This window comes from Candidatus Accumulibacter propinquus, assembly GCF_056856495.1.
This window is the reverse complement of sequence record NZ_JBSEHC010000003.1, coordinates 1556137-1576987: the sequence shown is the minus strand read 5'-3', so window position 1 is coordinate 1576987 and position 20851 is coordinate 1556137. Positions and strand designations below refer to the sequence as shown.

The 20851-nt window shown below is 61.8% G+C and carries 18 protein-coding genes and 1 tRNA gene; 9 read left to right on the top strand and 10 right to left on the bottom strand.

All coding sequences use genetic code 11. From position 1 onward, the window contains the following. Nucleotide 1: 1 nt before the first annotated feature. The 8 genes from AC15MQ_RS13030 (at nt 2) to AC15MQ_RS12995 (ending at nt 7650) form a co-directional block, all read left to right on the top strand. Nucleotides 2-628, top strand: a complete 627-nt coding sequence (locus AC15MQ_RS13030; protein WP_483080346.1) for a DUF3780 domain-containing protein — start codon at nt 2-4, stop codon at nt 626-628. Nucleotides 629-723: 95 nt separating this feature from the next. Beyond that, nucleotides 724-957: an antitoxin gene (locus AC15MQ_RS13025; protein ID WP_287670474.1), complete on the top strand. Its 234-nt coding sequence runs from the start codon at nt 724-726 to the stop codon at nt 955-957. Next, on the top strand, nt 954-1355 hold the full coding sequence (gene vapC / locus AC15MQ_RS13020) for a type II toxin-antitoxin system tRNA(fMet)-specific endonuclease VapC (RefSeq protein WP_483080345.1): 402 nt from the start codon (nt 954-956) through the stop codon (nt 1353-1355). Before AC15MQ_RS13025 ends, vapC begins: the two co-directional genes overlap by 4 nt. After that, the gene (locus tag AC15MQ_RS13015) at nt 1352-4177 is read left to right on the top strand and encodes an anti-phage-associated DUF1156 domain-containing protein (protein WP_483080344.1); all 2826 of its coding nucleotides are present in this window, start codon (nt 1352-1354) and stop codon (nt 4175-4177) included. The genes vapC and AC15MQ_RS13015 overlap by 4 nt, the downstream gene beginning before the upstream one ends. Next, a complete protein-coding gene (locus AC15MQ_RS13010; protein ID WP_483080343.1) occupies nt 4164-4595 on the top strand; it encodes a putative toxin-antitoxin system toxin component, PIN family in 432 nt (143 codons plus the stop codon). Before AC15MQ_RS13015 ends, AC15MQ_RS13010 begins: the two co-directional genes overlap by 14 nt. Continuing rightward, a complete protein-coding gene (locus tag AC15MQ_RS13005; RefSeq protein ID WP_483080342.1) occupies nt 4592-4825 on the top strand; it encodes a toxin-antitoxin system HicB family antitoxin in 234 nt (77 codons plus the stop codon). The genes AC15MQ_RS13010 and AC15MQ_RS13005 overlap by 4 nt, the downstream gene beginning before the upstream one ends. Before the next feature lie 30 nt (nt 4826-4855). After that, a complete protein-coding gene (locus tag AC15MQ_RS13000; RefSeq protein ID WP_483080341.1) occupies nt 4856-5683 on the top strand; it encodes a phospholipase D-like domain-containing protein in 828 nt (275 codons plus the stop codon). After that, entirely contained in the window at nt 5584-7650 is a 2067-nt protein-coding gene (locus AC15MQ_RS12995) for a helicase-related protein (protein ID WP_483080648.1), read from the top strand. Before AC15MQ_RS13000 ends, AC15MQ_RS12995 begins: the two co-directional genes overlap by 100 nt. Before the next feature lie 312 nt (nt 7651-7962). Here the strand turns inward: AC15MQ_RS12995 and AC15MQ_RS12990 are convergent. The 6 genes from AC15MQ_RS12990 to AC15MQ_RS12965 form a co-directional block, all read right to left on the bottom strand. Further along, nucleotides 7963-8038: transfer RNA gene (locus tag AC15MQ_RS12990), tRNA-Lys, on the bottom strand. Nucleotides 8039-8462: 424 nt separating this feature from the next. Continuing rightward, nucleotides 8463-8984, bottom strand: coding sequence for an MliC family protein (locus AC15MQ_RS12985; protein WP_287670467.1), 522 nt, complete (start codon nt 8982-8984; stop codon nt 8463-8465). Nucleotides 8985-9085: 101 nt separating this feature from the next. Continuing rightward, on the bottom strand, nt 9086-9544 hold the full coding sequence (locus tag AC15MQ_RS12980) for an NUDIX domain-containing protein (RefSeq protein ID WP_287652076.1): 459 nt from the start codon (nt 9542-9544) through the stop codon (nt 9086-9088). A gap of 134 nt (nt 9545-9678) precedes the next feature. Then, nucleotides 9679-10662, bottom strand: a complete 984-nt coding sequence (gene ybiB, locus AC15MQ_RS12975; RefSeq protein WP_483080340.1) for a DNA-binding protein YbiB — start codon at nt 10660-10662, stop codon at nt 9679-9681. A 20-nt stretch (nt 10663-10682) separates the two neighbouring features. Then, the gene (locus AC15MQ_RS12970; RefSeq protein ID WP_483080339.1) at nt 10683-13418 is read right to left on the bottom strand and encodes a nitrate reductase; all 2736 of its coding nucleotides are present in this window, start codon (nt 13416-13418) and stop codon (nt 10683-10685) included. Between the two features lie 253 nt (nt 13419-13671). After that, nucleotides 13672-15432, bottom strand: a complete 1761-nt coding sequence (locus tag AC15MQ_RS12965; RefSeq protein ID WP_483080338.1) for a caspase family protein — start codon at nt 15430-15432, stop codon at nt 13672-13674. Between the two features lie 211 nt (nt 15433-15643). Here AC15MQ_RS12965 and AC15MQ_RS12960 point away from each other — a divergent pair, with 211 nt between their 5' ends. Continuing rightward, the gene (locus tag AC15MQ_RS12960; protein ID WP_287652080.1) at nt 15644-15838 is read left to right on the top strand and encodes a YjfB family protein; all 195 of its coding nucleotides are present in this window, start codon (nt 15644-15646) and stop codon (nt 15836-15838) included. A 42-nt stretch (nt 15839-15880) separates the two neighbouring features. Here the strand turns inward: AC15MQ_RS12960 and AC15MQ_RS12955 are convergent, their stop codons facing one another. The 4 genes from AC15MQ_RS12955 to AC15MQ_RS12940 all read right to left on the bottom strand — a co-directional run bounded on the left by AC15MQ_RS12955 (nt 15881) and on the right by AC15MQ_RS12940 (nt 20804). Then, the gene (locus AC15MQ_RS12955) at nt 15881-16969 is read right to left on the bottom strand and encodes a tartrate dehydrogenase (RefSeq protein WP_483080337.1); all 1089 of its coding nucleotides are present in this window, start codon (nt 16967-16969) and stop codon (nt 15881-15883) included. 84 nt (nt 16970-17053) lie between these two features. Further along, on the bottom strand, nt 17054-18760 hold the full coding sequence (locus tag AC15MQ_RS12950) for a diphosphate--fructose-6-phosphate 1-phosphotransferase (RefSeq protein WP_287652082.1): 1707 nt from the start codon (nt 18758-18760) through the stop codon (nt 17054-17056). Nucleotides 18761-18936: 176 nt separating this feature from the next. Beyond that, the gene (gene fbaA / locus AC15MQ_RS12945; protein ID WP_287652083.1) at nt 18937-20010 is read right to left on the bottom strand and encodes a class II fructose-bisphosphate aldolase; all 1074 of its coding nucleotides are present in this window, start codon (nt 20008-20010) and stop codon (nt 18937-18939) included. A gap of 497 nt (nt 20011-20507) precedes the next feature. Further along, nucleotides 20508-20804 carry a hypothetical protein gene (locus AC15MQ_RS12940; protein ID WP_483080336.1) on the bottom strand — a complete coding sequence of 99 codons (297 nt, stop codon included), beginning with the start codon at nt 20802-20804 and terminating at the stop codon, nt 20508-20510. Between the last annotated feature and the right edge of the window lie 47 nt (nt 20805-20851).

The window sequence follows — 20851 nt, the reverse complement described above, 5'->3', positions numbered from 1 at the left end:
GATGGCAGGCGTTTCCACATCACCCGCACGCAAAGTCGTCGGTCTCGGTTTTCTACCGGACGAAGCCCGCCATGGCTTCCTGATCGACATCCCGATGGGTAGCGGCGCCAGCGGACTCATCTGCATCACCGAGCATCGCGGCAACGACCTCGACCATCTGGGAGCGCGCGCGGTGGATGCGCCGTCCCCCAACGATCCGGCACTGCGTGTGGTCATCGACCGCAACCGCTGGCTGGCGCTGGCCCCAGCCTTTTGGGAGGAGGCTAACCGCCGCCTGCGCGCCAACGGCCTGCCCGCCGCCAAGTTTCAGAAGAACCCTGGCAGGCCGGTGCCCGTGCATCCGTCGCTAGGCAAGGAACTCTGCATCCTCTGCTGGGCGGTGGAAGACGCCTCGCCCGACGACATCCCGAACGCCCTGCACAACTGGGAAGCGCTGGCACCCGAGGAACGCTGGTGGCTCTACACCATGACCGTGGCGACTACCGGCCAGGCGATGCAGAAGGGTATCGGCTGGCGCAAGGCGCTACGAGCCGCCATTGCGGACAATCCGTTCGTCAAAGGTGAGGGACTGTCGCCCAAGGCGCGCCGCGAACTGCTCGAGCATTCGCAGCTCTCTCTTTCCCTCTGAATCTCTGGATGACGCTCTGATCCGTTCCTCGATCTTCGTCTGACACTGCGACAATAAGTAGCTATCATTGGTCATGACCTTTTTCGGGGTTTCACATGGATACCGCACGCCTTTTTCGATCGGGCCGCAGCCAGGCCGTTCGGCTTCCCAAGGAATACCGGTTTGCCGGCACCGAAGTGGTGGTGCAGCATTTTGGCAATGGCGTCCTCCTGCTACCTATGGATGACCCCTGGCAAACGCTGGAAACCGCGCTGTCATTGTTCGAGCCTGGCTTTGTCATGACACGGGAGCAACCGGCAACGCAGGATCGTGCCGAGATTGCCGCATGATTCTGCTTGACACCAATATCTGCATTTACATCATCAACACCAGACCGCCCGAAGTGCTGGCACGTTTTCACCAATACCGACTGGGTGACATCGGGCTGTCGAGTGTGGTGGCTGCGGAACTTGCCTTTGGTGTGGCCAAAAGCGCCTCGATACGCAATCGCCAGGCGCTGGAAATGTTTCTGGCTCCGCTGGAAGTCCTCCCTTTTGATAGCACGGCCATGTGGGTTTATGGTGATTTGCGCGCTGACCTGGAGCGCCGGGGGGAACCGATTGGCTCCCTGGACACGCTGATTGCCGCGCACGCACTGTGCGTCAATGCCGTGCTGGTCACCAACAACACTCGCGAGTTTTCTAAAGTCCGGGGTCTGCAATTGGAAAACTGGGCGGCTACCGAATGAGCACCTTCATTGAAACGCAGTTCCCCATCGCCCGCCTCTCGGCCGAGGCCTACAAAGAACGTAAGGCTGTTACGGGTCAAACACTTACTGGAATCGGCAAGTGGTGGGGGCGGAAGCCACTCATCCTCGTCCGCGCCTCCATTCTCGGCATGTTGATGCCGGCATCAGGCAATCCGAAAAGGGATCGGGAGATCTTCCTCAAAATCCTGACCATGGACGACGACGGCACTTGGCAGCGTAATAAAGGAAGAATCAAAGACCGCGCGACCTTCGACGCACTGACTTACACCGAACGCCTCAAGGAATGCGAACGGCCGGAGAACATTTCTGGTCCGACGGTGGAAGCCTGGGCAGAGATCAACGTCCACCTCGGCACCAGGGCCACGAACCTTGCCGAACTGGTCGAACAACTCGGCCAGAGAACCTTCGGCCACACGCCACGCGTTGGGGATAGCTTCTGCGGCGGTGGCTCCATTCCGTTCGAGGCAGCCCGCATCGGTTGCGAAGCCTTCGGCTCCGACCTCAATCCCGTCGCAGGTTTGCTCACTTGGGCCAGTTTCAACCTGCTGGGCCACAGCGCGGCGGAGCAGGCCTGTGTTAGGCGTGCACAGGAGGAGGTTTTTTCTGGTGTCGATCAGCAAGTCACCGAGTGGCGAATTGAACACAATGGCCGCTCCGAAAGAGCTCAAGCCTTTCTTTATTGTGTGGAAGTGAAACCAGAAGGTAGCGACTATTTCATTCCGCTCGCACCCAGTTGGGTGATTTCAGAGAAATTCAGGATTGTCGCCATTTGGCATCGGATGCCCGGTTCAGTGCAATTGCGGCCTGAGGTCACTGCAGTAAGTGAGAGCGAACTGAGGCTGTACAAGAACAAGAAAGGCGCTACTGTTATTGATAGCCGTGTCGTCGATCCTTTCAATCCTAACCGGTCGTGGTCCGTGGAAGCGTTGCGTGGTCCCAACGGTCTTCGGCGCTGGAGCAACGAGGATCTCGTTCCTCGACCTGAAGATGTGTTTCAGGAACGGCTTTACTGCATCCGCTGGATTAGCGCCGATGGCACGTATCGTTACGCTTCGCCCGAAGCTGTCGATCTGTCCCGTGAAGCAAGGGTGCTCGAACTGCTACGCGAACGATTTGCCGACTGGCAGCGCGAGGGATTCATCCCGTCCATGGCAATTCCGGAGGGCGGCGACAAAACCGAAGAGCCCATCCGAAATCGAGGCTGGACCCACTGGCACCATTTATTCACACCAAGACAATTGTTGTTACATGGACTCATTTCCGAGATAGGTAGCAGCTTAAGTAAAGATACCAATTCCCAGATCGACCGCTTGCTCCGAATAGGTGTCTGCGCAAATTGGCACTCGAAGCTATGTTCTTGGGATCCGTGGCTAAGTACGTCCGGAGGAATTGGGGCAGTGCATCAGGTCTTTTACAACCAGGCGCTAAATCCAATGTTCAATTATTGCAGCCGGGGGTTGCATGCGCTCAGCAATTACCTGATGCGAGAAAACCCGTCGGTTAGGATTTCGGGGTTTGGTGCTGTATCGGTCACTGATGCCCGCGACCTCCACGAAACCTGCGACCTCTGGATCACCGATCCACCCTACGCTGACGCCGTCAACTACCATGAACTCGGCGACTTCTTCCTCGCATGGTATGACAAGCAACTCGCCAAAGCCTTTCCAGAATGGACGCCCGATGCCCGCGCCGAACTGGCCGTGCGCGGTGATGGCGAAGACTTCCGTCGCTCGATGGTCGAGATTTACCGCAATCTCGCCCGGCACATGCCGGAAAACGGCTTGCAGATGGTCATGTTCACCCATCAGAACCCCGCCGTCTGGGCCGATCTCGGCATGATCCTCTGGGCTGCTGGTCTCAAGGCCACTGCGGCCTGGACGATCAGCACCGAGACCGAAGCGGCGGGGATCAAGAAGGGCAACTACGTGCAAGGGACCGTCTGCCTCGTCCTGCGCAAGCGCATCGCCAACGAACCCGGATTTCTCGACGAGGTTTATCCGATGGTCGAGGACGAAGTGAAACGCCAGATCGCGTCGATGCAGGCCCTCGACGAAGACGGCGAACCCAACTTCAACGATGCCGACTACCAGCTCGCGGCCTACGCCGCTGCGCTCAAGGTGCTCACCCAGTATGGCAACCTCGATGGCAAGGATGTCGAGCACGAAGTCTTTGCGGTGCGGGCGAAGAACGAGAAAAGTGACTTCCAGACCGTCATCGAGCGCGCCCTTGGGATCGCCTGCGACACGCTCGTCCCGCGCGGGCTGGACGCCTCGTGGCGCGAGCTGTCGCTCGTCGAGCGCTATTACCTGCGTGCGCTGGACATCGAGAGCCGGGGAGAGCGCCGCAAGGGCATGTACGAAGAGCTGGCTCGTGGCTTCGGTGTCACCGACATCCGTCCCCTCCTGAAGAGCGACAAGGCCAACGGCACCCGTCTGTTCACCCCCACTGGCCTGGCGACGAGTCTGCTCGCACCCGTCCAGGGAGCAGAGTCCAATCCCGCGGCACTACCGGCACGCCGTGGCCGAGCGGGCACAGGCGCGCCCCACCCGTTTGCCGTTTCACCGCTGCGGCACCTGATGTTCGCCATCCGCGAAACCGCTGCCGCCGACAACAGCCCGGAGCCTGGCCGGCAATACCTGCGCGATTCCTTTGGCCAGGGCTACTGGGGCAAACGTGAAGGCTTCATCGCGCTGCTCGAATGGCTTGCCGTGCTGGCCAACGCCGAGGGAATGAACGAATGGACCGCCGACTCCGAAGCCGCCCGCATCCTCGCCGGACGCCTGCGTAATGACCATGCCTGAATCACCGCCGCGCATTGTCCTCGACACCAATGTGCTCTACGCGGGCCTCTATTCGGCTAGCGGGAAATCGTACCAATTGCTCAAAGCGATCGCCGAAGGCAGGGTGCGTATCGCGCTGTCGACGCCTTTGCTGTTCGAGTACGAAGACGTGCTCAAGCGCAATCACGCGGTGCTGAGTCTGAGCGATGCGCAGGTGGAAGTCGTGCTTGACAATCTGTGCGCCTTGGCGGACTTTCAGGCCGTTTATTTCCTGTGGCGGCCCTGCCTCCCCGATGCCAATGACGATATGGTTCTGGAACTGGCGGTCGCTGCACAAGTGCGGCGTATCGTGACCTTCAATGCCAAGGATTTCCGTCCGGCGATCCGGTTTGGCATCGAAGTGGTGACCCCGAAGAACATGCTGGAGGATCTGCAATGACTACCTTGAATCTGACCCTGCCCAATTCCATTCAACGCCACCTCCAGGAAATGGCCGACCTGGAAGGCGTACCTATTGATCAGTTCATCACCAGCGCGGTGGCTGAAAAGATCTCTGCGCTCACTGCCGAGACGTATCTTCAAACACGCGCTGATCGAGCCGATCCGGCTGCGTTTCAAGCGATTCTGGATCAAGTTACCCAGCGCGCGCCACTGACCGGCGACGAATGATCGGGAGAGTTATTCAGCCCTGCGTTTGCGATGCTCACGCGCCATTCCAGCCGCCGTAGCCGGCTCGACCAGACGGTCCTGAACCAGCATCTGGACGGGGCCGTGGCCTACGACCGCATTGCCGGCTACTTCCGTTCCAGCCTGTTCGAGGTGGCCGGGGAAGCCATCGCCAGTGTGAAGGGGCCGGTGCGCATCGTCTGCAACGCCGATCTCGATCTGCAAGACCTGATCACGGCTGCGGCGGCGCAGGCCGCGCTGCGCCGAAGCTGGTGCTCAGGCAAACCGGAGGAAGCGCCACCCGCAGCACTGCCGCGTTACCGTGCCCTCTACGCAGCCTTGACCAGCAAGAAGGTCGAAGTGCGGGTGCTGCCCGATTCCGCCTTCGGTCTGGTGCACGGCAAAGCCGGCGTCGTGCGGCGTGCCGATGGCTCGGCCACTGCCTTTCTTGGCAGCGTCAACGAGAGTGCGTCGGCCTGGAAGCTGAACTACGAATTGCTGTGGGAAGACAGCGACCCGGAAACGATTGCCTGGGTGCAGGAGGAGTTCGATGCGCTGTGGAACGATGCCCGCGCCGTGGATCTCGCCTGTTGCCCGTTCATCGCGCAGGACGTACGGCGCATCATGGCAAGAAAGGTCATCGAACCCGCAGACATCATGGCTATCGCCGACCCCACCGACGCCGCAGCCGCTGCTGCGGGGAAACACCGGTCTATCGCCGCGAACAGGGTCTCTGGCCGCACCAGAAATATTTCGCCCACCTGGCTCTGGAACGGCACCGGCTGGGGGGCGCGCGTCTGGTTCTGGCCGATCAGGTCGGTTTGGGGAAAACCGTTCAGCTCGCCATGGCCGCGCTCCTGATGGCGCTCGACGACCCCGACGGTGGCCCGATCCTGGTGCTTGCCCCCAAGCCGCTTCTTCAGCAGTGGCAGGATGAGTTGATGGAACTGCTCCTGCTGCCCTCGGCCCGCTGGAATGGCCGCGCCTGGGTTGACGAGAACGATCTGGAATACCCGTCGGAAGGGGCGAAGTCGCTCGGCAAATGCCCGCGCCGAATCGGTCTGGTATCGCAGGGCCTGGTGGTGCGCGGTCTGTCGGAAGCGATCAATCAACTGCTCAGCCGGAGCTACACCTGTGTCATCGTCGATGAAGCCCACCGCGCTCGTCGCCGAAAGCTGCCGAAGGTAGACGCCGGCGCCGATGAAATCGACGAACGGGCAGACCCCAACAAGTTGATGGCGTTTCTGCGGCAAATCGGGTCGAAGACGAAAAGCATGCTGCTGGCGACCGCGACCCCGGTGCAACTGCACCCGGTCGAGGCGTGGGATCTGCTGCATATTCTTTCGCACGGCAACGAGGGGGTGCTTGGCGGCTGGACGCATACCAGCCCCTGGTTTCGACCGAGTCATTGCCTCGCCATCGCCATCGGCGATGGCGCAGTGCCAACGCGTGATGTGCGTGACGGTTGGCAATACGTTCGCGACCCGCTGCCGTCGCGGTTCGAAGACCCCGCATTCGACCGTATTCGTCGGAGCCTCGATGCCAGCGACACGCGCTGGCAGTTCAACCCCGAGAGCCTGGAAAAGCTGTCGCTCGCGATCCGCCGCGTCCAGCTTCAGAACAGGCTGCTCCCGCACTTCGGCGAGAATTTCAATCCATTGTTGCGCTGCATCGTGCGCCGAACCCGTGCCTACCTCGAAGCGACGATCAATCCGGCCACGGGCGCCTATCTCCTGCCCAAGGTCACCGTGAAGCTGTTTGGTGAGGAAGACCAGGGCGCGCTCGTTCTCGGCGGTTACCTGCGCGAAGCGTATCAGGAGGCGGAAGCGTTTTCTCTACTCCTCCAGCAACGGGTCAGAGGAGCGGGGTTTTTCAAGACGCTGCTGTTGCGACGTTTGGGCAGCTCGATGGAAGCGGGGCGCCGCACCGTGAGCAGGCTCCTCGGCGAAGAACCCGACACCCTCGATGACGAGGATGAAGATGATGCCGACGAGGAAACGCCTGCTCAGGTTGGCCGACCGCCACAGGGCAGCAGCGATTTCAAGCACTTCACCGAGGCGGAAATGACATCGCTACGCCGCTGCCTCGACCTTCTCAAACAAGGTGGTAATAACGACCCAAAGCTGGAAGCACTGATCGGCTATCTTCGCGGTACCCAGCCGGGTGTCACGCGTCGCTGGCTCGATCTCGGTTGCATCCTGTTCTCGCAGTATTACGATACGGTGCGCTGGATCGGCGATGAACTGGCAAGACGGGTAGAGTTTTCCGGGATGGAAATCGGGCTTTACGCGGGGAGCAACCGCTCAGGCGTCTGGCGCGAAGGCAGGTTCCAGCGCTGCGGGCGGGAAGTACTCAAGGCGCGTGTCAGGGCCGGAGAACTCAAGCTGCTGCTGGGAACGGATGCGGCTTCCGAGGGCTTGAATCTGCAACGACTCGGGACACTGATCAATATCGACCTGCCGTGGAACCCGACGCGCCTGGAGCAGCGGAAGGGCCGTATCCAGCGCATTGGCCAGGCCCGTAGCGAAATCTGGATCGCCAATCTGCGCTACCGCGACTCTGTGGAAGACCGAGTGCACCGTGTACTGGCCGACCGACTGGAATCCATTCATCAACTCTTCGGCCAGATTCCAGACACCTTGGAAGATGTCTGGGTCAAGATTGCGCTGGATGAGGAGCAGGAAGCCCGGCAGCTCATCGATCGGGCCGCGGCTACCCGCAATCCGTTTGATGCCAAGTACAGCAAGGTTGAAGATGCCGATTGGGAAGGCTGCGCTTTGGTTCTTGACCCACAGGCGGTGAAGGAGCAGCTTTCTCGGGGGTGGTGATCTCGTGATTACCATGATGTCTTCGTAGGAAGAGATCTCGGCCACTGGCGCATGGTGGCCCGTGGCGATTGTGGCCAGCGCTCAGGATTGGGCCAAGGCTCTGCCGAAGAGCATGGCGAAAATGAGGCATGTTGCAAAAAGGTCACACCGCATGCCGGGAGCGTTACAGCGTAACTGGCGAACACCCTGCCGCCGCCGCTTCCCCCGCCTGACGTTGATCAGGATTGCCCGAATATGGCTACATGGTGGCTACACGAAGGCCAGAAAACAAAAAGCCCAACCTTGTGAGTTGGGCCAAGTATTTGTTTTTTCTGGTGGGGGCAGCAGGATTCGAACCTGCGACCTACTGATTAAGAGTCAGCTGCTCTACCAACTGAGCTATACCCCCAAAACCAATCCGGCTAGACTGTGGGGAACCAAGCACAATAATGCTCTGGCCACCACGTGCAATGCAGGAATTGTACGACAAACTCGGCAGACTGTGTCGACCGTCTTGGGCAATTGACAGGACAGCCGGTGGTGCTTTGGGCGCAGCGCCCGTCGAGCAAGTGGCGTATTCCAGTTGAGACGTGGTAATTCCGATTGCCTTGGGGTGCCGCGACTTTGGCTGGAATGTTGGCTCGCCCCCACTCTGGGGCTGTACGATTCAATGGCAACCGAAATTCCGGAGCGATCAACCAGGTGCGGCGCGCCAGGATGTTGTGTCAATTGCCGCATGGCAGGATGAGCGACCCCTAGTGCCGCCGGAGAAACGCCGCCTGGCCGTGAGACCCCCGCTCACCTTCCGGCAGCAATATCTCGGGGCCGCTGCCTCAGCCGTCTTCGGTCCTCCCATCGGCGACTGTTTCCGGCTGAGGCATGCCGCTGCTGGCCATGGAGCCGGGACGTTTCGGGAGTGCCGGCATCGGCGTACATTCCGGATAGGTCTGTCCCCTGATGACTAGCGTCGCCCGGTCACCTTTGGACCAGAGGCTTGTTGTCGAATCGAGGGCGGCGACATATCTTGCCCCGGATGCCGATTCCGTCGGATGCATGGTGAAGACTTCATCACCAACACGGAGTTGCAGCGTATCACCCTCTGGCGCCAGGCGGACGCGCCGAGTGCCGCAGAGCAGCATCGTGCTGGTCTGTGGTGACTGACCCGGTTTTGCCATAGGGCTGGGAGGATCGTCTGCCGCCGACAGTCTGAGTGGCTGTTGACCGTCCGACGTGACCAGGGTCCAGCTAGTAACACTCAAGACGTCGGCGTGCCCGGAGGCGCCATCGGTTGCGCAGCCAAGCAGCGCCTGACTGGCAATGAATGCCAGCGTCAACCGCATTTTCCCTGTTTGCATGGCTTTCTCCGTTGCGACTTCCCGCTTCTCGACAGCGATAGATGGAGAAGTCCTGTGTTCGCGGCCTGAGCCGGCATGGTGCACGATTTGCCGGGGTGACGTCAGATGTAGGCGCCAGACAAGGCTTCCACGTCCCTGATGTCGTGGCCCGCGGCCGAAGTGCCGGACATTCTGGCAGACCATTTGGCGGCAGCCTCGCCACGCGTTTGCAGGAAGCGATCGATAATCTGGCGGCTTGCCCGTGACATCCTGCTGGTGAGGGCGAGGTCCTGAGGTTCGAACAAATGCAGTGCTGTGGCGTCATCGCCGGCAAACGGTAGTCCCGAGGCCGCCGCCCAGAACACGCTGTGGCAATTGGTTGGCGACTCATGGCTGAACAGGAAGAGCATCGATTCGGCGATCAGGCGGGTTTCTTCCGCAAGTTCACGTGCCGCTGCCTGCAGATGGGATTCCGCCGGGTTGATTCCGCCACCGGGAAGCAGCAGAAGTCCGCCACGATTCTCCACCAGCAGAATGCGGCTATCGATCTCGACGATGATGGTGGCTCTTTGTCGCTTCATGTCAGCTTTCTGTAGCATGCCAGGCGAATCGGCAAACCGGCTTGACCGGGGTTGCAGGTCACGTGGCGAAGAAGGTAGCGCATTTTCGCCCCTTCTGAGCGCCGCGGGAAGTTGCAGCTTGAGCCGGGCGACCGTTAAACCATTGCCAGGCCGTTTCCTTCCACCGCAACCAGCGCTTTTGCCTGATGAAAATCGGTTGCCCGGCCGCAGGCGTAGAGGCAGCAGGCCAGCTGGTTGGCGATCGGTAGCGGCAGCGAAACTTCGCCGGCGAGGACACGGCGCATCCAGGCGACCGTCGCCTCTGCGTCGCAATTCTCGGGCAGCTGTGGCAGGATTCTGAGGCTGTCGTGCTCGGCCTCGAAGAGGATATCGCTGACGCCGCCATGGATATGCTCGATCGTCGGACGACGCCTGGGGTTGGCGAAAGGTTCGCCTTCGCTGCCGCGCAGCAGGAGCGCATTGGCGCCGACGCTGGTGAGCACGGCACGCATGCTGGTCAGGTAATCGGGGTGTGTCGCCGCGGCGAGCAGCACGGCATCGCCCTGGAAGGGGTCGAGCATCTTGACCAGGCTGTGTGCACTGTTGCGCAGACCCAGACGATTGCGCAAGGCAAGCTGTCGGTCGAGTCCCGCGGAAAGTAAAGGCAGCGGCAGGTAGGTCAGGTGGTGTTCGTCGATCCGAAGCTGCGCCTGCTGCAGGCTGCAGCTCGGTAGCAGGCCGTACTGGCGCAGCACCTGTTCGCTGGTGACCCGCCCGAAGTCGTCGCTCAATCCGTGCAGCAACACCGGCACGCCATAGCGCTGCAGCAGCAGCGCCAGCAGTGGCGTCAGATTGGCATTGCGGCGTGCGCCGTTGTAAGTCGGGATGACCACCGGGCGGATGCGTCCCTGCGGACGCCGCAGGGCTGGCAGGCGTTCGCTGGCGGCGGCGAGAAAACCGACCATTTCGTCGACCGTCTCGCTTTTCATGCGCAGCGCGATGGCGATGGCACCGAGTTCGAGTTCGGGGACCGCGCCGTCCAGCATCGCGCCGTAGAGCTGCTGCGCCTCGGCGCGTGACATGTCGCGCGCGCCTGTGGCGCCGCGACCGATCTCCCTGATGAAAAGCGCGAAATTCATGCCTCCTCCCGGTGTTGTCATCACAGCGCGCCTTCGCTGCGGGCGAGCAGCGGCTGGGCAGAGATCATCTGTCGGAGTTCCGGCAGACATGAACCACAAAAGGTACCGCATTTCCGCTGATCCTGCAGCCCTGCCAGTGTTGCTCCGGCTTCGATGTCGGCTGCGATTTGTGCGGCAGTGATGTCGGCGCACTTGCAGACGACGCGGCTGCGCTGCTGCAGTTTGCCGGGACTTTGGCCGATCGGTGCGACGGCCCAGCGGATCAGCTCGGCGTCGAGCGTGTTGTCGGCCATCACCTCCCTGAGCCACGACTGGGCCTGCGTTTCACCGGCCAGCCGAACGCCGATCAACTCGCCATCAGGCGCCACCGCGCGCTTGCTGATCTGACGGCGGTGATCGACATAGACGATGGCCGCTGCATCGTCGTCGAGACCGAACAGCGCATCGATTTGCTGCAGGCGGCTTTCGGGTATTGCTGTGGTGTGCGCTGCCCGGAGAATCACCAGCGGTTCGGCACGACCGTAAAGGCCGACGCTGGCGAAGGCGAACTCCGGGAGCAGGCCGCGTGCCTTGTCGAGCAGCGGGAGGGCGGCCAGTTCGCCGCCGCCGGCCTTGCGCAGTACAACCAGTTGCCAGGGGAGATCGGCGGCTTCTACGGCGACTGCGGCGTGCTTGAGTTCGGGTTGGTGTGAGTAGGGGTCGCGGGCCGAGGTGGTCAGCGCGTTGACGCCGGCGCTGCTCATGAACTGGCTTCCCCAATGCATCGGCAGCCAGGCGCAGCCCCGCCTCAGACCGTCGTCCGACTTGACACGTACGACGATGTCGCCGCGCGCGCTGCCCACCCTGGCCAGGTCGCCTGCCGCGAGCGCGCGTTCGCGCAGGTCGGCGGGGTGCATCGACAGCAAGGGTTCGTCGTCGAGATTGAACAGCCGGGCGACACTGCCGGTTCGACTCATGCCGTGCCAGTGATCGCGCAGACGGCCCGAGAGCAGGCTGATCGGGCGCGCGGTGCTGGTATCTTCGGCAGTCGTCTGGTGCTCGACCTTCACGAACCGCGCACGGCCGCTGCCGGTCGGGAAGACGCCATCTTCGTACAGGCGCTGCCGGCCGTGGCTGGCGCCCTCGGGTAGCGGCCACTGCTGCGGTCCGGCAGCGTCGAGCAGCGCGTAGCTGAGGCCGGTGATGTCGAGATCGCGCCCACGCGTGCTTTCGCGATGCTCGTTGAAGATCGCCTCGGCGCTGCGATAGGGAAACAGTTTCTCGGTCAGCGGCTGCCCCAGTCTGCCGCCCAGACGGTGCGCGAAGTCGACGACGATCTGCCAGTCGTGACGCGCCTCACCGGGCGGGCTGACCGCTGGGCGCAGGTGCGTGATCCGGCGTTCGGAGTTGGTGACCGTTCCTTCCTTTTCTCCCCAGGTGGTGGCCGGCAACATCAGGTCAGCGTAAGCGGCGGTGTCGGTGTTCCCGTACGCCTCCTGCAGGACGACGAAATCGGCGGCCTGCAGGGCGGCGCGCACTTCGGCCTGATCGGGTAGCGATTGTGCCGGGTTGGTGCACGCGATCCATACCGCCTTGATCAGCCCGCGCTTCAGCGCCGCAAAGAGTTCGATTGCCGTCCTGCCGGGCGCCGCCGGGACCGATGGTACGCCCCACAGACGGGCCACTTCGTCGCGGTGTTTGGGATTGGCGAGGTCTCGATGCGCCGAAAGCAGGTTGGCCAGGCCACCAACTTCGCGGCCGCCCATCGCGTTCGGCTGTCCGGTCAACGAGAAGGGGCCGGCACCGGGTCGGCCGATCTGCCCGGTGGCCAGGTGCAGGTGGATCAGCGCCGCGTTGTTGTGGGTGCCGTGCGAGGACTGGTTGAGACCCTGGCAGTACAGCGACAACGTCGCACCGGCGGTGCCGAACCAGCGGGCGGCCTTGAGCACGTCACTTTTGTCGAGGCCACAGATCTCGGCGACGACCGCCGGCGGATAAGCGGCGACGGTGTGTTCGAGCTCGGCAAAACCCTCGGTATGGGCGGCGATGTAGCCCCGGTCGACGAGTCCCTCCGCGAGCAGCACGTGCAGCAGCCCATTGTAGAGCGCGATGTCGGTTCCCGGTCTGAGCGGCAGATGCAGATCGGCGATTGCCGACGTCTCGGTCTGGCGCGGGTCAACGACCACGATCCGCAGTTCGGGATTTGCCGCGCGCGCATCCTCGATGCGTCGAAAAACGATCGGATGCGCAACGGCCGGGTTGGCGCCGGCAATCAGCAGGCAGTCGGTGAGGGCGATGTCCTCGTAGCAGCAGGGCGGCGCATCGGCCCCGAGCGTCTGCTTGTAGCCGGCGACCGCCGAGGACATGCACAGGCGCGAGTTGGTGTCGACGTTGTTGGTGCCGATCAGGCCCTTGGCCAGCTTGTTGAACACGTAGTAGTCTTCGGTCAGCAACTGCCCGGAGATGTAGAAGGCGACGCTGTCCGGCCCATGCGTGGCGATGATTTCGGCAAAGCGGTCGGCGGCATGATCGAGGGCCGCATCCCAACCGACGCGCTGTCGCGCTTGCCCGCGTTGCCGTCGCAGTTCGGGATGCAGCAGGCGGTAATCTGGACGCGCCGTCAAATGCAAAGTGGCGCCCTTGGTGCACAAACGGCCGCGGTTCGCCGGATGCTCGGGGTCGCCACGCACACCGACGATCTTGTCGGCTTCACTTTCGATCAATAGTCCACAACCGACGCCGCAGTAACAACAGGTGGATTTGACTTCCTGGCTCATGTCTTTCGCTCCTGCTTGTGCATAGCAACAGACGTGCCACATCCATAAATCAGCGTCTTGGCGTACGGCTCGGGGCGTCAAAGGATATTTGCGCCTCGTCATGGTGCGCACGTGGTGGCGGCTGCCTCAAGGCGGGGCGCTGCGGCGCGTGGGCATTTCTGCGGGGATCGGCCAATTCCGCCCTGCCCATTGCTCGCCGCAAAGTCGGCGTTGCCCATTCTGATCGCGCCGCAACACGGGTGCCAGCGCCCGCTCACTGGACCTTGTATTCGGTCAGTTCCTCGCGGAACTGTTCCCTGGTGCGCAGATCGCCCAGGGTGTCACGGTACTCGCGCTTGACGAAGCTCTTCACCGCGGGTACGTACCAGAGAACTTCGGTGACGTTGCCCGAAGAAGCTGGACCGATCGTGGGGTGCACTTCGAAGCGGCCTGTATGCACCACCTTCAACGCCTTGAACTTTCCGGCAGGGACTTCGACATCCTCCCATGCTTCGACTCTGGCAACACGCTGGTGAGTCACCCTGGTGCCGTTGTCGCGTTTGCCTGCATACTCGAATTCCCAGGTCTTGCCGATTTCCAGAGGAAATGCGAAGGTCACACGTCTGCCCTGGCTGACACTGGCGTCTGCGAAGGTCCAGGTCGATCGATCGACCCTCCTGCTGGATGCCGGCCGGGCATCCGTGCTGACCTTCCCGGCAATCATGGCCCGGTCAAGGTTGATGCTGTCCCCGTCCGTGCCGCTGACCCGCCACTCGAATCTGGCGCTCTCTTCGTTCTTCCAGAGGTCGATGCGGCGATAAACCCACCTGTCGCCGATCTGGAGGGCGGGTTTCTCGACACGGGCCGGGAGTTGCGCGGTGCCTGTCTGGCGTCCTTCGTTGTTGTTCTGACCGGCGCCTTTTCTTTCGTTTGCCGCCGTAACCGCCGCGACGGCAGCGGCAGCGGTGGCGGGGGTTCTGGTTGCTTCGACCGGTTTTGCCCGCAAGCGTCGGAGCTGGTTTTCCGCCAGATCCCGGTAGCTGCCTTGCGGGTAATGTTTCAGATACGCCTCGAAATCGGCCGCATCCGTACTGCGCTCAATGCTGGTCCAGAAAGTCCTCTCCACTTCGCTGCGGCCGGGGTCCACGGTGACGCGGAAGTGAAAGTTCTTCTGCAGTGTCTTGGGGCCGTTGACGTAAGGGGTCTGCGCTTGCGCGCTGGCGCGCTCGACTTCAGCACTCGCTACCGTCAGTACCCCATCAAGGCTCAGGTCCCGGCCCTTGAACGCAGTCAGCAGGCCCGCGGTCAACAAACCGTTGCGACCGTCGCCATCGGCGGCGACATTGCCCGGGTCGGTGGCATACACGATGACCGTCCCCTTGGGTACCCCGCCGGGACTGGCAAGGCCACGCGTCTGGCCGGAACGGAATTTGCCGGTAACCGGATTGTTGCGGCAGGCATCGAGGATGACGATGTTGGCGCTGCTCTTGCCGTTATCCATTTCGTCGAGGATCTGGTTGACGTTGACTCCCTGATAGGGAACCATCGCTTCGCTTTCCACTTTGGCGTTGATCGGCATCAGGTAGTTCTGGTTTCTCACCTGAATGCCGTGCCCGGCAAAGAAGAACAGCGCTGCTTCGCTGCCACCGATGCGGCTGCCAAATTCGGCGATGCTCTGGTGCATGGCTTCCAGCGTCTGGTTCTTGCGCTCGATGACTTCAAAACCAAAGCGTCGCAAGGCGCTGGCAATGTCTTCCGCGTCGTGAACCGGGTTGGCCAACCTGGGCAGGTTGTCCGGGTAGCGATAATCCCCGTTGCCGATCACCAGAGCGATGCGTCTTCCCTGACCGCTGCTGGGGGTGATGCGATTCCCCGTCAAGGCCGCCGTTGCGGTGGGCAGCGACTTGCCCGGCGCATCGGAGCGATCGGATGGTGCTGGCGGATGCTGCGCGTGGGCGACACCAAGGCACGCGGCCGCGACGACCAGCGCGCGCAAAATGCAGGTGCATACGGCCAATAACAATCGGGATGGCATGGTTGGCGATCTTATGCTCGCGAAGAGGGCTGCACAATAGTGACGCAGAGGTTTGGCGCCTTGCGCAACCCGATGATCCTGTGACGCTGCGCCTTCCGGAAAGCGCATCCCGACGGCAAACCCGAAGATCCTGGTGAGGCCGTCACTCAAGAATCTGTTCGAACTGCCGTAAAGAGACTTTCAACCGTAGAAAACCCGAGGAGCAGCGTGCATGGACGTGAGTGGAATTGCCTCAGTGGCGACAGAAATGAGCCAGGCCAGAACCGTCGATGCGGTGCAGATCGCGGTACTCAAAAAGGCACTGGATATACAGGCGCAGGGCGCCATGCAACTTGTCGAAGCGGCGGCACAGGTCATCCCGAACAATCCGCCGAACCTGGGCAACCATATCGACACCTCGGCGTAGCTTTGGGCCTGACCCGGGCCTGGTGTCGCTGCCGGCAACGGATCAACTACCGGCGCCGGGTGTCCGGGTAACCGCCACTACTTCGGCGATCGCCTTGCCGACGTCGGTGGTGCTGGCATTGCCGCCCATGTCCGGCGTTCGCGGCCCGTCAAGCAATACCGTTTCGATCGCCGCGAGGATTGCCGCGGCCGCTTCGCCGTGGCCGAGATGGTCGAGCATCATCGCGGCGCACCAGATCTGGCCGACCGGATTGGCGATGCCCTGGCCGTAGATGTCCGGGGCCGATCCATGCACCGGTTCGAACAGCGAGGGGTGCCGGCGCTCGGGGTTGAGATTCGCCGATGGTGCGATGCCGATCGTTCCGGTACAGGCCGGGCCCAGATCCGACAGGATGTCGCCGAACAGGTTGGAGGCGACCACGACGTCGAACCAGTCCGGGTGCCGCACGAAATGGGCGGCAAGAATGTCGATGTGATACTTGTCGGTGCGCACGTCGGGGTACTGTGCCGCCATCGCGGCGAAGCGTTCGTCCCAATACGGCATCGCGATGGCGATGCCGTTCGATTTGGTGGCCGAGGTCAGATGTTTCTTCGGTCGGCGGCGCGCGAGTTCGAAAGCGAAGCGGATGATCCGGTCGACGCCGCGGCGGGTGAAGATGCTTTCCTGGATCACGGTTTCCTGCTCGGTGCCTTCGAAGATCCGACCGCCGATGCTCGAATATTCGCCTTCGGTGTTTTCGCGTACCACCAGGAAGTCGATGTCGCCAACCTGGCGTCCGCTCAACGGCGTCGGAACACCCGGCATCAGGCGCACCGGCCGCAGGTTAACGTACTGATCGAACTCGCGTCGCAACTTGAGCAGCGAGCCCCATAGCGACACATGGTCCGGCACCTTTGCCGGCCAGCCGATGGCCCCGAAGAAGATGGCGTCGTGCTGGCCGATACGCTCCTTCCAGTCGACCGGCAGCATGCGCCCGTGTTTGAGATAGTAGTCGCAGTTCCAGTCGAACTCGTCGCACTGCAGATCCAGGTCGAAGCGCGTCGCCGCCGCGCCGAGCACACGCAGCCCTTCGGGAACCACTTCCTTGCCGATACCGTCGCCGGCGATGACGGCGATACGGTTGCTGTCCATGCGCTCTCCTTCGCTGCTCGGGTCGACAAACAGGCAAGGGCCACCGTCGCTCGGTGGCCCTTGTTTTGCGACGCAGGCTTCCGATCAGCCGATGTTGAACATCAGGGCATCAGCGCCCGAGTTCAGCGCGACACTGATCGGCAACTGGTGGGTCGTCGGACCCCAGAACTGGCGCGGGCCGGGCGAGGTGAAGAGATCGCCGGCGGCCCATGCGTCGCGGCGGGAGACGAAGTACTGCATGGCCGGCGAATCCATCTTCACCAGCGCCTTTTCGATCACGAATTCGTCCTTGCCGTGACGGCGCTCGATGTTCAACAAACCGGCAAGCGGGATGGCCTGCGGCACGCCACCGCTGCTCAGGCTGGTGATCGTCGCCATGTAGCCGGTGCGGCCGTCGAGGATCAGTGAGCCGGCGGTCAGGCCGAGATTGTATGTGTAGGCGGCATCGAACAGTGTCGGAGCGCCGCAACGGCCTTCGTAACCGAGGAAGTGACTGTGTGCAGCGAAGGGTACGGCCGGGTCGAGTTCCCTGACGCGCTGCTTGGCCATGTCGATCAGCAGTTGCTCGGTGGGGATCAGCGACACCTGCAGGTTGCCGTGTGAGTCGCGCTCGGCGAGCAGCATATTGACAATGTAATGCGGCAGCGAGGCCAGCAGGCTCGCGTTGTCGGGGCTGAGCCGACTGCCGACGAAAGCCGGCTTGGCATCATCGGCGAGGGCAGCGAACTCGGCCACATGATGTGCCAGGACATCGTTGAGTTCGGCAATCATGGCGTTCATTTCGGGGATGAACTCGATCAGGCCCTCAGGCGCCAGCAGGACGCCGTAGTTCATTCCCTTGTGCGAACGCTCGACGATGACCTGCGCGACGCGGTCGATGATGCTCGCCAGCGATTCCTTCCGGGTGGCGATCTCTTCGGAGATCAGGGTGATTGCCGGCTTGGTCTGCAGCGCCACTTCGAGCGCGACGTGCGAGGCGGAGCGCCCCATCAGTTTGACGAAGTGCCAGTACTTGAGCGAAGAACTGGTGTCCTGCAGGATGTTGCCGACCATTTCGCTGTAGATGCGGGTGGCGGTATCGAAGCCGAAGGAGATCGAAAGCAGGTCTCCGACCTGCAGGTCGCCGTCGATCGTCTTCGGCACGCCGATCACCTGTACGCCGGAGCCGTCAGCCTTGACGCCGGTAAACAGCGACTCGGCGAGCACGGCGGCATTGGTGTTCGAATCGTCGCCGCCAACGACGACGATCGCGTCGAGGTTGTGCTTGATGCAGGTTTCGCGCACCTGCGCGAACTGCTCGTCGCTCTTGATCTTGGTGCGGTCGGATCCGAGAAAGTCGAAACCGCCGGTGTTGATGATGAAGTCGACGTTGGCGTCGGTGATTTCGAACAGCGACCCCTTGAGCAGGCCCTTGGGACCGGCCTTGACCCCGAACAGGGTGTTGCCGGCGCCGAGCACGCGTTTGATGCCGCAGACCACATTGTGCCCGCCGGCGGCCGGGCCGCCGGAGAACAGGACGGCGACGCGTTTGCCCTGGACCCGGGTGCTGCTGGTCCCAGCGGAAGTGAGCACGACATTGCCGGAGGCGGCGACGCTCTGCGGGAACTGCGCACGCACGCCGTCGCTATCCTTGGTGCTCAGGACACGTGTGGTATTGCTGAAGCCGACAGGTTGTGGGCTGCCAGACGAGCCAAATGCGGCGCAGACCGGAAGGGGAAGTTGGCGCACGGCGGATTCGAAAACCGACTTGTGCGCTTCTGTTTGTATCAACTGCTCTACCAGGGTGCTCATGGTTTGATCCTCGGTGTACAAGAAATATGGGATAAGTGACTAACGGAGCGGCGCCGCCGATGCGCCGGGCTCCCGATCGCTTGGGCCATGGCCCGCCGCCGTGATTCCGGGCGGACACAAAAAGGGCCAGTCCAGACCTGGACCAGCCCACTTGCGCGCCCTTGCCGGACAATCGGTCAGGCCAGCGTTCCGATGTTGTTGAGGTCGGCAAACGCCTGCTTCAGCCTGGCCCGGAAGGCGTCTTCACCCTTGCGCAGCCAGGCCCGCGGATCATAGTATTTCTTGTTCGGCTTTTCGTCGCCTTCAGGGTTGCCGATCTGGCCCTGGAGATAGCCTTCGTTCTTCTTGTAGAAGCCCATCACACCATCCCAGAATGCCCATTGCAGGTCAGTATCGATGTTCATCTTGATGACGCCGTAGGAGATCGCCTCGCGGATTTCCTCCAGGGTCGATCCCGATCCGCCGTGGAAGACGAAGTTGACGGGGTGTTCACCGGTCGCAAATTTCTTCTGCACGTAATCCTGCGAATTCTTCAGGATGATCGGTTGCAGCTTGACATTGCCCGGCTTGTAAACGCCATGCACGTTGCCGAAGGCGGCGGCGACGGTGAAACGGTCGCTGACTTTCGACAGTTCCTCATAGGCCAGCGCCACGTCTTCGGGCTGGGTGTACAGCTTGGAACTGTCCACTCCGGAGTTGTCCACGCCGTCTTCTTCGCCACCGGTAACGCCCAGTTCGATTTCGAGCGTCATCCCCATCTTGCTCATCCGTTCGAGATAGCGCTTGCAGATCTCGATGTTCTCGTGGATCGGCTCTTCCGACAAATCGAGCATGTGCGAACTGTACAGCGGCTTGCCGTGTGCCTTGAAGTACTGCTCGCCGGCATCGAGCAGGCCGTCGATCCAGGGCAATAGTTTCTTCGCCGCGTGGTCGGTGTGCAGGATGATCGTCGCGCCATACAGTTCGGCGAGCTGATGGATGTGATTGGCGCCCGACACCGCGCCGGCGATGCACGAACGCTGGTTGGTATTGTCGAGGCCCTTGCCGGCAAAGAACTGCGCGCCGCCATTGGAGAACTGGATGATCGCCGGAGAGTTGAGTTCCTTGGCGGTCTCCATGACCGCGTTGACCGTGCTGGTGTTGATGACGTTGACTGCCGGAAGGGCAAACTGTTTTTCTTTGGCCAGACTGAAGATGGCTTGCAACTCGTCGCCTGTGGCGACACCTGCCTTGATTTGTGTTGCACTCATGATTGCATTTTTCCAGATTCGGTTGATCGAAAGGGTCGAAAACGAGGGCAAAGCGGGCGCGGAACACGCCCGATTCGGTGGAAGTATCTCCGGCGTTCAGCGCCTCGTCAAGCGCCGTCTGCTTTGTTCTCGCGGGGGTTCGTCGCGGCGTTCGAAATGCACAAAAAACAGGCGTAAAGCGGCGGGATCGGCGTTCCCGAGCGCATCCCAGTGGCCCGTGCAGTGGCCCTTCGGGATCACCTGCGTGGCCCTTGCGGGTCGTGAAGTGGAGGTGGAGCGATGCCTCAGTCGTGCTGCCGAAGGCAGCCGAAAGCTTTCTCGAAGAGTTCCTCGTCGGCGTGCAGCTTGTACTTGAAGAGCGACTACCTGAGCGCCTTCATGATTTACCGGTTGCCGGAAAGGGTGTCCTGCCAGCCGGGGCAATCTGAAGCAACAGATCAGGGTACTCGACGCTGTTCAGCACGCCAGACACTGGCTGACCCATTGCCATCAGACGCTCATTCGCCGAGAACAAAAATCGACACACCAGTACCGATCATGGCCGTCAGCAGCAGGAACGCCAATAGCCTCAAGGTCGGCTTGAGGTGTGCGTTGTCCGCCATCCAGCCAGGGGCAACGATCACGTAGTACAGACAGAAGAGGAGAGGCAAGGCCATACCACTCACCAAGACCTTCTGTCCCACCGGCGGCAGGTGGAAAAACAAGGTGGCAACGACAGCCCCTCCCACCATGATCATGATGGGGATTTCAAGCAGGTAGCCATACTGCAATCGACGTGGCGACGGTACGTTCATGAATCTATTGTGTCAGAACGACCCCAGGTGCGGAAGCCTGAGTGACC

Coding starts and splice junctions, on each gene's coding strand:
- AC15MQ_RS13025 (WP_287670474.1), top strand. CDS start 724: ATGGATACCGCACGCCTTTTTCGATCGGGCCGCAGCCAGGCCGTTCGG.
- AC15MQ_RS12980 (WP_287652076.1), bottom strand. CDS start 9,544: ATGAAGCGACAAAGAGCCACCATCATCGTCGAGATCGATAGCCGCATT.
- ybiB (WP_483080340.1), bottom strand. CDS start 10,662: ATGAATTTCGCGCTTTTCATCAGGGAGATCGGTCGCGGCGCCACAGGC.
- AC15MQ_RS13015 (WP_483080344.1), top strand. CDS start 1,352: ATGAGCACCTTCATTGAAACGCAGTTCCCCATCGCCCGCCTCTCGGCC.
- AC15MQ_RS13000 (WP_483080341.1), top strand. CDS start 4,856: ATGCTCACGCGCCATTCCAGCCGCCGTAGCCGGCTCGACCAGACGGTC.
- vapC (WP_483080345.1), top strand. CDS start 954: ATGATTCTGCTTGACACCAATATCTGCATTTACATCATCAACACCAGA.
- AC15MQ_RS12970 (WP_483080339.1), bottom strand. CDS start 13,418: ATGAGCCAGGAAGTCAAATCCACCTGTTGTTACTGCGGCGTCGGTTGT.
- AC15MQ_RS12950 (WP_287652082.1), bottom strand. CDS start 18,760: ATGAGCACCCTGGTAGAGCAGTTGATACAAACAGAAGCGCACAAGTCG.
- AC15MQ_RS12965 (WP_483080338.1), bottom strand. CDS start 15,432: ATGCCATCCCGATTGTTATTGGCCGTATGCACCTGCATTTTGCGCGCG.
- AC15MQ_RS12955 (WP_483080337.1), bottom strand. CDS start 16,969: ATGGACAGCAACCGTATCGCCGTCATCGCCGGCGACGGTATCGGCAAG.
- AC15MQ_RS13010 (WP_483080343.1), top strand. CDS start 4,164: ATGACCATGCCTGAATCACCGCCGCGCATTGTCCTCGACACCAATGTG.
- AC15MQ_RS12985 (WP_287670467.1), bottom strand. CDS start 8,984: ATGCAAACAGGGAAAATGCGGTTGACGCTGGCATTCATTGCCAGTCAG.
- AC15MQ_RS12940 (WP_483080336.1), bottom strand. CDS start 20,804: ATGAACGTACCGTCGCCACGTCGATTGCAGTATGGCTACCTGCTTGAA.
- AC15MQ_RS12960 (WP_287652080.1), top strand. CDS start 15,644: ATGGACGTGAGTGGAATTGCCTCAGTGGCGACAGAAATGAGCCAGGCC.
- AC15MQ_RS13030 (WP_483080346.1), top strand. CDS start 2: ATGGCAGGCGTTTCCACATCACCCGCACGCAAAGTCGTCGGTCTCGGT.
- AC15MQ_RS13005 (WP_483080342.1), top strand. CDS start 4,592: ATGACTACCTTGAATCTGACCCTGCCCAATTCCATTCAACGCCACCTC.
- fbaA (WP_287652083.1), bottom strand. CDS start 20,010: ATGAGTGCAACACAAATCAAGGCAGGTGTCGCCACAGGCGACGAGTTG.